Source organism: Bradyrhizobium sp. USDA 3262 (assembly GCF_054060035.1).
Genome location: NZ_JBSSCT010000001.1, coordinates 3,283,022 through 3,295,582, shown reverse-complemented (window position 1 = coordinate 3,295,582; position 12,561 = coordinate 3,283,022). Strand labels below are relative to the sequence as shown.

The following is a 12,561-nucleotide window of genomic DNA, read 5'->3' as shown; positions in this document are numbered from 1 at the left end:
AGCTTGACGGCAGACATGCCCGACCCACGTGGCAACAGTTTTCACCAAGTCGTCGGCGGCCCAGATAGAGGTGATCGCCGACGGGAGGATTGCGCTTCAGCTCCGCTGATCGGTCGGCGCCAGGCTCTACACGTCTCCGTGCAATGTCGATGTGACCGGATGAGAGGCAAACCTTGACGCGTTCAGGACCGTAACGCTTATCGTCGCCAAGACTCCCAGGTCAAGCATCGCGGGCTAGCGCCGCAAGATCAGTTTCGAGCTTCGGTTGATGCTTAAAAATAGCATCAATCAGCGCCTGCGCTGGTTGCTCGGCAGCCTCAACCAGCGCCGCTTTCTCAGCCCGTGCAGAGGGAGCGAAGACTCGCTTGACGACGGTCGGCGAGCCCTTAAGGCCGCATTTGGAGACGTCCTCGACGCCGGCATCGTGCGCGCTCCATTTCACGATTGGTGCACGCGCAGCACGCAAGGCATCGGCCATCGCGCCGCGCCGAATCTGGCAGGTCCCCTCCAGCATGGTGATGAGACAAGGCAGCCTCGTGTGCAGCACCTGGACACCACCTTCGGAGCGTCGCTCCGCTTCAATTGTACGGGCAGCGAGGTCGAGGGTTTTGACCTTGGCGACGTAGGTCAGCTGCAGCACACCCAGCCGTTTTGCGACGCCGGGACCAACCTGCGCGGTATCGCCGTCGATGGTCTGCTTGCCGGTAAAGATGAGGTCTGGCGGACCATATTCCTTGCCAATTTTTCGGATGGCGGTTGCCAGTGCATACGTTGTGGCCAAGGTGTCGGAGCCGGCAAAGCAGCGATCGGTGAGCAGTACGGCGCGATCGGCGCCGAAGGTCAGCGCTTTCCGCAAGGAATCTTCCGCCGATTGCGGCCCCATCGTCAGCACGGTTATTTCGCCGCCGAACCGCTCGCGCAGCTCGAGAGCGGCCTCGAGCGCGAAGAGGTCATATGGGTTAATGATCGTCGGCACACCCTGACGCATGATCGTATTGGTCACGGGGTGCACGCGGATCTGCGCAGAGTCCGGAACCTGTTTAATGCAGACGACAATGTGCACTGAGTTGCTCCAAAGGTTGCGGTAGCTGCGAAGAGAACAGCAAGTGTTGTACCACAGCGCCCGATTTTGGAATCTGTTAGCTGCCACAGAGGTTTAGATGGGTAGATCGCCCCTCCGGCCCGGTGTTCTGGACGAACGAATATCGACACCCGTCGCAACTGCGACAGCGCCATTCCGTTCCGTCCGACCACGGCGCGGAGCCGTGAGCTTGCAAGGCCCACATCGCGACTCCTGCGCAATTCAAGCTGCAGGTCCGGTCGCGCTCCGGAACGGCGCCAGTATCGACGAGATCAAGGCGGCCTGCTTCGCGCGACGGCATATTGCGGCATTCCTGCAGCTCTTGAGGGGTTCAAGGCAGCACAGGAGATCCTAAGGACCGAGCACAGCCAAACGAACGATGAGGTTGCTTATGCAGATCCCGATCGCGCCAACGGGAGCCACCTGCCTAACTGCTCCCCATGAGCCTCGATCTGCTGATTCAGGCGCCCCCACAGCCTTTGATGTTGGCGGGAGCCGCTCCCGGGAAAGACCATCAGCCCAAGCTTGGATCAGCCCTCAGTCGCTCTTGAGTGCCTGCCGAGATTCCATCGTAAAATCGTAAATGCGATTGTGGATGGCTGACAAAGCAAAGTCCTCGGTCGAAATCCTCCGGCGTGATATCGCGAGCACCATGCAGCACCCGATCTCGACACCGTTGGAAAATGCTTCGTAGAACAGTACGCAGTTGCCGACAGTAAAGCTCCGAATTTTCATCCCCAGCTCGGGCCGCTGGCGGCCCGCCGTGGATTCTTGGCAAGCATCTGAAAGGCATTGCCGATACGATCGAGCAAGCGATCCGCAGCCGCAGTGTTGTCCGATGCGATCAAGAGCCAGATCTCCTCCAGGTCGGTCTCGGCCTGGGGCCGCCTGGTGAGATTACCCGCCATGCTTCCCGGCTTTCAGCCGTTCGCGTCCGCGGGCCTTAATTTGTTCAACCAGTTCGCCGGGCTCAAACGGTTCTGCCGGACCGCTTTCCAAGCCTTCCTGGATAGCGGTACGCAATGCCTCAAGCTTCGCCTTGCGACGCTCCTCGCGTTCTTCAACAAGGCGCAGTCCCTCCCGCATTACCTCGCTAGCGGCTGCATAGCGTCCGCTATCGACGAGATCCTTGATAAAGCTCTCGTAGTGTTTGCCGACGGTATAACTCGTGGCCATAGGCACGCCTCCTCGCCTCATAATATATTACTTTATGCTCTAAATACCGCGCTTTGATCCGCCAGCAACGTGAGGTTGTGGAGGGACGGAGGCAAACGGTGGGTAGGTGACGAAATCTCTTGGCTCAGTCTATCTGAGGCGGTTTTGCTAGCGTCGACCAACTTCATGTGATTGAGCCATGAACTACGATCAAGAGGATCGCAAGCCGATCAGGAGAAAAACCATCAGGACGACAATGTGCGAAGCTTTAGGCCGTGGCCGGCGAAGTCCCACTTGGCGACGTGGTGGTCAAACTGGCTGGCGAATTGATCCCTAGCCAGGCTCAGAAAGCCCGCCCTCATTGGGAAGGTGCAATCTCAGAACGCACCAACGAGCATTCCGAACGGCCGGACCGACATGCGCAAATGCTGGCGCCAACTACAACGCTGGTCGGTCCTCGCTTCGATTTGGCCGTGGCTCTCGCACGCGCGAGTGGCGATGGCATGGCAGGGCGAAGCCTTACCATTAACGATCTGTGCAAGCTCCTACCGCAAGTCGATCCAAAGGACGTCGAGAAAGCCGCTTTCGATCTGGATGCCCTGGGTTTGACCAGCATTCAGCGGTCGTTCGGTGAGCACTGGTGGCTACGGTTATCCCCCATCTGACGCGGTCATCCTTGCACCGTCGCCTGCAGCGCCATGGAATCAGCCGCCCGCCCGAGGTCGTCGGTGCCAAGCCTGCCAAGCAGCCTTTCGAGGCCTAAGGGACGGGACCGTTGGGGAGACAGCACGGTCACGTTTCGGAGGAGCTGGCGCGCCGACCCTGAGCGTCGGCTCCTCTTTTGGACCTTGTGTGAGTTAGGCAACAGTCGTCCCTCGGCGTACCTGCTAAAGAAATGACGTTGGGAATTTCAGGGCCCTAGCGCTGGGAATGACAGGGCGCCGCCGGGACAAACCATTTCGGGCCCGGCGGCGTAATTTTTGAGATTTACCGCGCTGACGCGCGAGAGGCGTCTCGAGATGTCTGACGACAAGATTGCTGTAAAGACCGTGCTGCTCGCGCTGGCCATCGGCATTGCGGTATGGGCAACCACGGGAGCGCCCGAGCCGGGCACAAATTCGCCGTTGCACGTCGCCACCAGGCGATGAGGCCCTACGGGGCTTGGGAGGATTGGGCGCGGTCGCTTTAGGTCGGCGTCATTCGAGCGGTAGAGAAAGCGCCGGCAGCGGCCTATTGCCCTGCTCGCAACCTGTTCGCCCCTTGAGCAGTAGAACTGGCGTTGAGGCATCCGCGGCAGTCCGGCCCATGAAATGGGTCAGATTAACGCCCGATGACCACTCCACATAACCAACAGCCGAAAAGGCAACCGCTCCCACGATGAGAATACTGAGTACTGAAGCGGCGGCTGCCGACGCCAAGCTTTGGCTGCTGAAAAACGGCATCACGATTCTCCGACACCGAGCTGCCACCCGCTCGTGCATTAGGCCAACTCGCGATGATCGAGTGTGAACCGCCTCACATTTCACGGGCAGTTGATGCCGAGGTCGGACCGCCGATGCCAGTTCAGGGCCGGCGGGCCAATTTTCGTTGATTCAGATCCTGGCCGCGGCCCAGTCGGGCAGACGATCCGGAAGCGGGCTGTCGAGCAGGCCGGCGACAAGCACGCCGAAGGCCGCTCCTTCGATGGCCTCTTCAGTGAACTCGACGTTTGCGTCCCATTCGAAATGGAGGACCGCTGAGGCCGTCGCCCGCATCCCCTCGATGGTCGTGGCGCGATTGTAACCATTCGCAGCTGATTCATGGCGTCCTCAAAGGCTTCTTCGGCCGCGGTATCGTCAACACCGATCTGGTAAAGCCGGAGAGTCTCCTCGCTGGCGGCATCGAGGAGGCACGATATTTCCACGAAGCTGCGTCCTTGCTCGATCAGTTCGGCTCGAGATGTTTGGGCAAGGGTGACGCCCGTCCGTGTTCTCCAGCGCCAAAAGCCTGTTCGAGCGGGAGCACCCAGGACCGTTCCCGGGGAAGCGTTCTGCCGTTAGCAGGCCTACAGGCCGATCAGCTGACGGGTGTCGCTGCAGAACCTTGGGGTCACTCGTTTGCCACGGCCAGATACCGCTGAGCCCGTCATAAGCATTCGGATGAAGCTCTGCTTTCCAGCATGCCGTCGCCCACGATTAACTGTTTGAGCGGTTCTAGTCCGCGGCACGATCGAGTGGAATCGCAGATGGAAGCATAGTGAATGCATATGGACGGCGACTGCGGACCAACGGAAGGCCGCGCAAGAAAGGAGTAAGGCGATGGATACGGCAGACAACGCCGACGCGGTGACCACTTGCGCATGTACTGTGATGCACCGAAGATCGATATCCCCGAGGCTTTCCACAAATGATAGTGGATGGCTTTCCACTGGCGGATAGGTTGGTCGCGGGGAGAATTCGCCATATTCCAGCTATCGGGGGGAGGCAGACCTGCTTGATCCCCTTCATGCCAAAACGGCGTCGGCAAATCTCGCACCCAGCTTTGAGTCCCACGACTCTGGGTCGACAAATTGTGTTGGGGGCCCGGGTCGATCCGCCGCAACCTGCCCCTTGCCCACTGCTCAGACCGTATTTGAAGTTGCTCCCGATTGGCGCGCGCTAGTCTTTGAACATGGCGGATAACCTGACGCTCGTCAGCTTATCGACAGCTGAGCTTCCTAGCGTACGCCTCCGTTGACGGCCGCCTTGTTTGACGGAGGCAAGCGCTGCAGGTCCTAGGGGGCATCCTGGGAGAAGGGCTATGACGATTTCGCGGGCAGAGGTGATCACATCGGTCGAGCCTCGGTGGTCGCGAGATGAGAAGGAAAGCTAGTTGCAGCATCGCTCGAGCCGGGAGCGACTGTTTCCGAGGTGGCTCGCATGGCCGGCCTTCATGTGAGCTAGCTGTTCAGGTGGCGCAAAAAGCTTGAGCCGCCTAGTCGGCTGAGACAAGACATGCCATGGAGTTCGATGAATACAGAACGGGCCCAGCCTCGCGCCGGCATACCTTTCGAATCCGAAAGCACCGAGCCAACGTCTAGGGCCGCCGGGCAGTCCCCTTCGTGCCTGACCCAGTGGGCGTCAGCCCTGACGCGGTGGGCGACAGGAGCGGCCGCCGCCGACCTCGTCTCGTCGCAGGACCGCGTCCTGGCGACCTGGGCAGCGGAAGAGGGGCAGGGCGAAGACGAGAATCGGCAAGAGGGGGTCAACCGGACGAGGGCATGGCGGGACGAAGGTGATGTCGGAGACGAGCTGAATTTGTCGTCATTGTCCCTGACCGCCTTGCCAGCCTCACTCTTGCCCAGGCTCCGGACCCTCAATGTCATCGGCAACCAGTTGAGCAGCCTGCCGGCCCGGCTTCCGGGCGGACTCCGGGACCTCTACGCCTCTGACAACCGGCTGACCAGTCTGCCCGCCCTTCCGAGCAGGCTCCGGCACCTCCACCTCATGGCCAACGAGCTTTCCAGCCTGCCGGCAGAGCTGCCATTTAGGCTCCGCAGCTTGACTGTCGATAGCAACCAGCTGACCGATCTGCCCGCCCTTCCGGCAACGATCGAGGAGTTGTCTGCCAGCAATAACCAGCTGACCAGCCTGCCCGATCTTCCAGCCAGGCTCCGCCGCCTGGACGTCAGCGAAAATCAGCTGACCAGTCTGCCCGATCTTCCAGCAAGGCTGCGGTACCTGGACGCAGGCGACAACCAGCTGACAAGCTTGCCTGGCGTTCCGGCCAGACTTCGATACCTGGACGTCAGCGAAAATCAGCTGACCAATCTGCCAGAGACACTCCCGGTCGGCCTTGAAATGCTCGGCGCCAGCAACAATCAGCTCACCGGCCTGCCCGCGACCGTGCTGACGCAGCTCGGCAGCGCGTCCAGCATCGATGTGCGATCTAATCCGATACCGGGCCCAGTGCTGGCCGATTTGGCGTCAGCCACGCGCGGCCCGGATTATGCCGGCCCGCAGGTCTTGCTGTCGATGCCCCTACAACCGGTGGAACATCAGCCGCCACTCTTGCACGAGGTTGTTGCGGATTGGCTCGCGGACGAGCCCGGCGCAGTGGCCGCCTGGCAGGGCTTCGCCGAAGAGCCGGGTGCGCAGGACTTCGCACTCTTTCTCGAAAGGCTCGCGGGCACCGTGAACTATGGTCATCAGGCGTTCCGCGACCAGGTGGCCGAGAATCTGCTACAGGCCGCGATGAGGCCGCGGCTGCGCGAGCAGTATTTCGAGCTGGCCAGTGGAGCGACTGCGTCCTGCGAGGACCGCGTCACTTTGACTTGGAACGGTATGCAGACCGCACGCCTGAACGCTGATGTCAAGGATGGGCTTTATGACAGTCAGCTCGACCAACTGCTCCAACACGGCCGTGTCATGTTTCGTTTGGAGGCGCTTGACGATATCGCACGCGAGACGGTCCGCTCGCTCCGTCGTGCCGACCCGGACGCCAATATCGACGAGATCGAGGTCTATCTTGCCTATCAGACCCAGCTACGGGATCGGCTGGAATTGCGCCACATCGCCCCTGATATGCGCTTCTTGAATCTCTCTGACGTCACGGCGGACGACGTTGCCCGGGCTGAGACGTCGGTGCGGGAACAGGAAGCGGCGGGTTTCGCGGATTTTCTGGCAACGCGCTGGGAGCCTTGGGATACGGTGGTGAAGCGGATCGCCCCCGATGATCATGCCGCGATGCGGGACCGGCTTGCCGATGCAATGGAAGATGAGTTTCCGACGCGCTTGAACGAACGACTCGCGGAGCCTGGCCTGACGGATGATGTCGATGCCCGGCGGGTGGTCGGAGCCCAGATCCTCAGCGAAATCGCCTGCGAGATCAAGGGCGAGCTGATGCATAAGGTTCTCCGGGAGCAGGGCCTCGAGCTCTGATCGATGCGATAGCCGCTCCGATCCTGCAGTCTCGTTTGGTCGTTACGGGACGAGCGATTGTTCAGGTCGCATGGATGATGCAGTTGCCGTCTGATGACCACCTCCGACCACCTCGGCGTGTTGTTCGCTCGCCGGCCGTACCTGGGAAACCCGCGATTCTAAACTAGCAAGCGATGCCAGAGTTCAAGGTCATTGCTCGCCTGGATTACGACGAACAGACCACGTTCGTCCGTGCAAGGCTGTGTCAGGTCACGACTGGCATAGCCTGGGTTGAACTTGATCACGCGCAGGATACTTCGACAGCGCGGCCAATGCCGCTTCATGATTCGCTCGCGTCGTAGCCGATGTCGCTCTCCGCCACCGGATCAGACTCCATCCGGATCCCGTTTGTGACCGCGAGCGGAGCGCGCTGGTGGCAGCGCAGAACGCCTTGCCGAATCTCCGTTCCCATCGGCGCAAGATTTCATAGCTCACTCGACGCCCAGCGCCCCCTGCATTCGTCGACAATGCGCAAGCTCAAGGGAAACCGGAAATACAACCAAACGCTATATCCGATCATTTCCGGTAGGAAGTAATGGCGACGATAAACCAGGGCGCTCGCCGCAGAGCTACCGGGCCGGAAGGCTGCCACTGCTGACCATCCGATAGGGCGGCGCGCGGCTCACCTTCTGAATGTCGACGATCCAAAGTCACTTCGGCGCTCTCGGCCCGACACCATGCCCGAGGGAAGCCGATGACGTAAGCGTGACGGAAGAGATCGGAGCCAACTTCGCCCCGCCCGAGCGCGAGCAGCTACGCTGCGGCTTCGTCAGCTTCTCGAAAGCTTGCTCTGGTAGGATGTCTGCTCAGGTGATCTTGGACGTGAGGCTGGGTGGACCCGCACAATCGTGACCCCATCCAATGTAACAGTTTGGTCGCAGCTGCAGCATGCCACTTCGGAAGAGCAGCAAGAGGGGCCGGCGAGGCAATAGACGTTTGAGCCGTCCTTGGCGACGGCGCTCCCAGCCAGTACCGGTACCTGTCCTCATCAGTCTGAAGAAGACCAGCGCCGCATTGATGACGCGACTGGTAATGCTATGGCTCGGAATCAAAGGTGCACATTAAAGCAGTACCACCGAACTTCGCCGATTACGGGCATGTTCTCCGCTTTCGGCGTCAAGCGTTTGATCTAAGCAAATCAGCAATCCTATCGCTCACGTCAACGAATTCTACTAATCGAACGATGAGGCGCCGTTGAGCAATCTTCGCGTTTGCTGCGAGCCAGCTACTCGCAGTGCGATTCCGCCCAGCCCCCCTCAGAGGACGACGAAAGTTTCTTTAAAATGATGACTCGTGCCGATAGACGCAGCGAGGCCGCCCTTGACCAGTATCACCCTGCTCTTCGCAGATTCTCCGAGGCACTTATTCTTGAGAGCCAGACGATATCTGGACTGGACCACGACTCGCGGATCAAGTCCGCTCGGAGGCTGTTCCCACGCGACAAGAATCTCATCTCCGCGTTAAATTTGTTTCGTGCTGCGGAGCTATGCGCAAAATTCGGTTCGTAATACGGAGCGTGCCTTGTCCGGGCGCTTCGAGCGGGCAGCTAAGCATTGCAGCCTTGGCGGAGCAATCTTCTATGGTGATTTGCCAGCTTCGGTTGGGTTAGGCGACACGGCACGTGACCACCTTATGGCAATTCAAGAGCATGTCGCTCCGATGGAAACTCGCTATTTCCGTGGTGTTGGCAATTAACCCACCGTCCGAGCCAGCCCGGGGCAATCGGCTCGCTCTGTCCGAAATCAGATGACGGACGATATTCAGGTACGGCGCATCGGCGCCCGACGAAGTGGATAAGCGTTTGGAGCGTCTAGCCGACATCCTCATTGACTGCATCGCCCACGGCAACTCGGTCAGCTTTCTGCCACCGCTAACTCGACGACGTGCGCTGGTGTACTGGCGTAGCGTCGCGGACGCGGTTTTTTGCAATGGATGCGTGCTACTAGCTGCGGAAGATGGCGCAGGGGATTATTTTGCTGCTCGGGCAGCCGTTGGATGAAGTGTGCGAGCCAGGCGAACGACCGCCATAAACTTTCGTATCGTTAAGTGACCCCCTTGAGGTGCCCAATTTTTACCAAGGTTCAATTGAGCCGCTGATCACGATCCTCTTAGCTGCATGCGCGGCTGGCCACAGCGACATCTCATTCGTCTTCGCCGGCTTCGTCAACTGATAGCGAATCGGGAGGTCGCGAATTCTATTTTTCGTCGGAATGACAGCATTTGCCGAGACGTGGATAGAGATACTGATGGAACCATTCGAGCTTGCGTGGTGCGAGTTCGAATACCAACGGGCTCTCAGATGCCTCGAAGCGAGGGAAAACAGGGCGAACGACGTCTGATCCATCATGCGGGAGGACCTGTGGCCAAACACTCTATGACAGCGCACGGCCACGCGCGCCACGAGCGGCGATACAGCGATCGAAAGCTCGCTCAAAGAATTAAAGAATTAGCCAGCACGGTCCTAATCAGAAGACCATCACCAAGCAGCGTAAGGCGGCGTCGTGCACGATGCACCGACGGGTTGCAAGACCGTCCGCTCGATTGAGGAAGAGGCAATCGTCGTTGCCTTTCGCAAGAACAACCTTGTGAGCTGCAAATTTATCGAGAATTTGGGCGCCCTTGCGCGATGAACACGGTACGCAATCATGTTGGAGCTCCGGTAGAAATACGGGAATGAAGCTGCGCCGGCGGTAAGCATGCTCACAAAATCCATGACAATTGAACTCGCGCTAGTTGTGGTTCGGTCGATATTCTGCCAAGCGTAACTGTCGGAGTGACGGATCCCTGACCTAGAAGGCAGGGGACCTCTCGATCGTAAGGACGGGTCGCCAGAATGAATAGTCGTCCGTGAAGATCGGCTAAGCGATTGAGGCAGAATCGCATTTGCTGGTGTGGACTGTTTTTGGATTGCAAGGTTTTGATGTTTCGAGCCTCGGAACCTTGCAATTTCATTTTCAGGATTCAGTCGAATCGCCAGTCATGATTCCGTGGTCGCGTCGGAGGTGACGATGCGACCGAAGAAGCAAAGGACGACGGGATCTGGCGATCTGTTCCGGGCCAGGCTGGACCAGATCATCAACATGAAGCACGAGCTGGTTCAGCTCGCCGGCAAGGTCGATTGGGACTGGATCGACGGCGAGATCGCGCCGCTCTACAGCGAGAACGGTCGGCCGGGGATCGCGACCCGCTTCGTGATCGGGCTGCTGCTGCTCAAGCAGATTTACGGCCTGTCCGATGAGGGGGTGTGCGAGCGCTGGGTCCACGACCCGTATTTCCAGTACTTCACCGGCGAAGAGTTCTTTCAGCACGCGTTTCCGCACGAGCGCTCGGACCTGAGCCACTGGCGCAAGCGGCTCGGCGACAAGCTGGAGCTGTTGCTGGCCGAGAGCCTGCGGGTGGCGCACGAGGCCGGCGCGTTACGCAGCCAGGACCTCAAGCGGGTCACGGTCGATACCACCGTGCAGCCGAAGGCCATCGCCTTCCCGACCGATGCCAAGCTGCTGCACGCGGCGATCAGGGGGCTCAACCGCCTGGCGAGGAAGCACGGGGTCAGGCTGCGGCAGTCCTATCTTCGCATTGCCAAGACCGCGGCCATGATGGCGGGACGCTACGCCCATGCCAAGCAATTCAAGCGGCATCAGCGGCAGTTGCGTATCCTGCGCAGCCGGCTGGGCCGGATCATCCGCGATATCCGCCGCAAGATCGAAGGTCAGGCCGTGCTCGAGAACGCGTTCGCCCTCCCGCTCGGCCGGGCCTCGCAGATCCGCTCGCAGCAGCAGCGCCAGCGCGGCTGGAAGCTCTATTCCTTCCACGCCCCGGAGGTGGAGTGCATCGGCAAGGGCAAAGCAGCCGCGCCTTACGAGTTCGGTGTCAAAGCCTCCATCGTCACCAACAACCGCCGTGCTCCCGGTGGCCTGTTCGTGCTGCACGCCAGGGCGCTGCCCGATAACCCCTACGACGGTCATACCTTGCGCGACGTCATCGACCGCACCGAGACACTCACCGGCTGCGCGATCGAGCGGGCCTATGCCGACAAGGGATATCGCGGCCACGACGCACAGAACCCGCGCCGTGTCTTCATCTCCGGCCAGAAGCGCGGGGTCTTCGGTATCATCAGGCGCGAGCTGCGCCGCCGCTCCGCCATCGAACCCATCATCGGACACCTGAAGACCGATGGTCACCTCGGCCGCTGCTACCTCAAAGGCCGCGCCGGAGACGCCGCCAACGTCATCCTCTCAGCCGTCGGCCACAACTTCCGCCGCATCCTCGCCTGGCTGAGGGGTCTTTGGCGCCTCTTCCTGGCCACCCTCATCGCAGCCATCAGCGACCGTTCACCGCTGCAATCGGCTTCTTAACGGACGACTGAATAGATCAGCAGCAAAGAAGATGCAGCAGCGCAGTGCCGGCAAGCCTGACATTGAGTTGGGCAAGCGGATCCGCCTGCGGCGTGTGGAGCAGAAGATTTCGCAGGCCGAACTCGGCGATAAGCTCGGCGTCAGCTTCCAGCAGGTCCAGAAGTACGAGAAGGGCGTCAACCGTGTCGGCGCTGCCCGTCTTCAGCAGATCGCCACTACGCTCGACGTCCCCGTCACCTTCTTTTACGGCGGTGACAACAAGGCGCGCGAGGTTGAGAGCCTCCTGTTCCTGGACAGCGCCTTCAGTCTGCGGTTGCTGCGCGCCTACAGTAAGATCAAGGATCAGACCGTCCAGCGTCAGCTGGTGTCGCTGATGGAGTCGATCGCCGCCGACGAGGATTGACCGGTACTCGACGTCAGATCGCGGCACATGGACGCGACCTCGTCTCAGGACCCACTCCCGCGGCGAGAGCGGTCGATTGACTTGTACACGCCTCACTTTCAGCCGGTAATCTCAGGGCTACTCTCCTCGATCACGGCACCGCATCCCCGATGTCGACACGATTCTGGTTGACGGATCGAGCGACAATCTGATCTTCGAGCTCGCCAACTCCGCCATTGACATCTCCCTCATGGTGAGGAGCGCCGTCCTACGTGCGAAAGGCGAAGCCGCGCGGCTTGCTATGGAAGATCGCGGCAAACAGCGCCTCTTTGGTCGGGAAACGGGTATAGACCGTTGCCTTGCTAGTACGGCATGCGATCTCCTCGACGCTGACGCCGGCGAGTTCACGAGCCAGGAACAACTCGCATGCCGCGGTCGAGATCCGCAGGTCCACTTCGGCGGCCAAGTCCGTCGGCGGCCGTCCCAGACGCACCGCCTTTTGCGCCGCCCACCTTATGTTCGCTCCTCCATTCATCCACCCTAGGCTAGTTTGTCCATTCAATTAGTCTTCTGGGAAAGAGAAGGTGGCTTAGGCGCCATGATCCAGCGACAAACTGACGGGAAGAGCGGTGAACTTGTTCGAGGTCGGAG

General features: G+C 60.1%; 11 protein-coding genes and 1 pseudogene. 6 read left to right on the top strand and 6 right to left on the bottom strand.

The window, feature by feature from the left end; translation table 11 throughout:
* Positions 1–220: 220 nt before the first annotated feature.
* The 3 genes from ACVWYP_RS15240 to ACVWYP_RS15230 all read right to left on the bottom strand — a co-directional run bounded on the left by ACVWYP_RS15240 (position 221) and on the right by ACVWYP_RS15230 (position 2,257).
* On the bottom strand, positions 221–1,063 hold the full coding sequence (locus ACVWYP_RS15240) for an electron transfer flavoprotein subunit beta/FixA family protein (protein ID WP_026192380.1): 843 nt from the start codon (positions 1,061–1,063) through the stop codon (positions 221–223).
* Positions 1,064–1,812: 749 nt separating this feature from the next.
* The gene (locus ACVWYP_RS15235; protein WP_016842027.1) at positions 1,813–1,989 is read right to left on the bottom strand and encodes a type II toxin-antitoxin system RelE/ParE family toxin; all 177 of its coding nucleotides are present in this window, start codon (positions 1,987–1,989) and stop codon (positions 1,813–1,815) included.
* Positions 1,979–2,257 (bottom strand): type II toxin-antitoxin system ParD family antitoxin, encoded by a 279-nt coding sequence (locus ACVWYP_RS15230; RefSeq protein WP_075968511.1) that lies wholly within the window; start codon positions 2,255–2,257, stop codon positions 1,979–1,981. Before ACVWYP_RS15230 ends, ACVWYP_RS15235 begins: the two co-directional genes overlap by 11 nt.
* A 254-nt stretch (positions 2,258–2,511) precedes the next feature.
* On the opposite strand from ACVWYP_RS15230, the gene ACVWYP_RS15225 reads away from it, so the two are divergent.
* The 3 genes and pseudogenes from ACVWYP_RS15225 to ACVWYP_RS15215 all read left to right on the top strand — a co-directional run bounded on the left by ACVWYP_RS15225 (position 2,512) and on the right by ACVWYP_RS15215 (position 3,384).
* Positions 2,512–2,901 (top strand): hypothetical protein, encoded by a 390-nt coding sequence (locus ACVWYP_RS15225; RefSeq protein ID WP_225163822.1) that lies wholly within the window; start codon positions 2,512–2,514, stop codon positions 2,899–2,901.
* A pseudogene (locus ACVWYP_RS15220) lies at positions 2,889–2,993 on the top strand (IS481 family transposase); the annotation flags it as partial. The gene ACVWYP_RS15225 and the pseudogene ACVWYP_RS15220, both read left to right, overlap by 13 nt.
* A gap of 262 nt (positions 2,994–3,255) precedes the next feature.
* The gene (locus tag ACVWYP_RS15215) at positions 3,256–3,384 is read left to right on the top strand and encodes a hypothetical protein (protein WP_256438835.1); all 129 of its coding nucleotides are present in this window, start codon (positions 3,256–3,258) and stop codon (positions 3,382–3,384) included.
* A 48-nt stretch (positions 3,385–3,432) separates the two neighbouring features.
* Here the strand turns inward: ACVWYP_RS15215 and ACVWYP_RS15210 are convergent, their stop codons facing one another.
* The gene (locus ACVWYP_RS15210; protein ID WP_129964890.1) at positions 3,433–3,678 is read right to left on the bottom strand and encodes a hypothetical protein; all 246 of its coding nucleotides are present in this window, start codon (positions 3,676–3,678) and stop codon (positions 3,433–3,435) included.
* Positions 3,679–3,828: 150 nt separating this feature from the next.
* A complete protein-coding gene (locus ACVWYP_RS15205; protein WP_016842032.1) occupies positions 3,829–3,990 on the bottom strand; it encodes a hypothetical protein in 162 nt (53 codons plus the stop codon).
* 1,233 nt (positions 3,991–5,223) lie between these two features.
* Here ACVWYP_RS15205 and ACVWYP_RS15200 point away from each other — a divergent pair.
* The 3 genes from ACVWYP_RS15200 (at position 5,224) to ACVWYP_RS15190 (ending at position 11,931) form a co-directional block, all read left to right on the top strand.
* Entirely contained in the window at positions 5,224–7,134 is a 1,911-nt protein-coding gene (locus ACVWYP_RS15200; RefSeq protein ID WP_018270203.1) for an NEL-type E3 ubiquitin ligase domain-containing protein, read from the top strand.
* Between the two features lie 3,047 nt (positions 7,135–10,181).
* Positions 10,182–11,528, top strand: a complete 1,347-nt coding sequence (locus tag ACVWYP_RS15195) for an IS5 family transposase (protein WP_026191834.1) — start codon at positions 10,182–10,184, stop codon at positions 11,526–11,528.
* A 31-nt stretch (positions 11,529–11,559) separates the two neighbouring features.
* On the top strand, positions 11,560–11,931 hold the full coding sequence (locus ACVWYP_RS15190; protein ID WP_016842040.1) for a helix-turn-helix domain-containing protein: 372 nt from the start codon (positions 11,560–11,562) through the stop codon (positions 11,929–11,931).
* A 247-nt stretch (positions 11,932–12,178) separates the two neighbouring features.
* Here the strand turns inward: ACVWYP_RS15190 and ACVWYP_RS15185 are convergent, their stop codons facing one another.
* On the bottom strand, positions 12,179–12,376 hold the full coding sequence (locus ACVWYP_RS15185) for a helix-turn-helix domain-containing protein (protein ID WP_157183431.1): 198 nt from the start codon (positions 12,374–12,376) through the stop codon (positions 12,179–12,181).
* Positions 12,377–12,561: the final 185 nt, after the last annotated feature.

Excerpts from the sequence above, each read along its gene's own strand:
- ACVWYP_RS15235 (WP_016842027.1), bottom strand. The coding sequence starts at position 1,989 with ATGGCGGGTAATCTCACCAGGCGGCCCCAGGCCGAGACCGACCTGGAG.
- ACVWYP_RS15205 (WP_016842032.1), bottom strand. The coding sequence starts at position 3,990 with ATGCGGGCGACGGCCTCAGCGGTCCTCCATTTCGAATGGGACGCAAAC.
- ACVWYP_RS15215 (WP_256438835.1), top strand. The coding sequence starts at position 3,256 with ATGTCTGACGACAAGATTGCTGTAAAGACCGTGCTGCTCGCGCTGGCC.
- ACVWYP_RS15200 (WP_018270203.1), top strand. The coding sequence starts at position 5,224 with ATGAATACAGAACGGGCCCAGCCTCGCGCCGGCATACCTTTCGAATCC.
- ACVWYP_RS15230 (WP_075968511.1), bottom strand. The coding sequence starts at position 2,257 with ATGGCCACGAGTTATACCGTCGGCAAACACTACGAGAGCTTTATCAAG.
- ACVWYP_RS15190 (WP_016842040.1), top strand. The coding sequence starts at position 11,560 with ATGCAGCAGCGCAGTGCCGGCAAGCCTGACATTGAGTTGGGCAAGCGG.
- ACVWYP_RS15195 (WP_026191834.1), top strand. The coding sequence starts at position 10,182 with ATGCGACCGAAGAAGCAAAGGACGACGGGATCTGGCGATCTGTTCCGG.
- ACVWYP_RS15210 (WP_129964890.1), bottom strand. The coding sequence starts at position 3,678 with ATGCCGTTTTTCAGCAGCCAAAGCTTGGCGTCGGCAGCCGCCGCTTCA.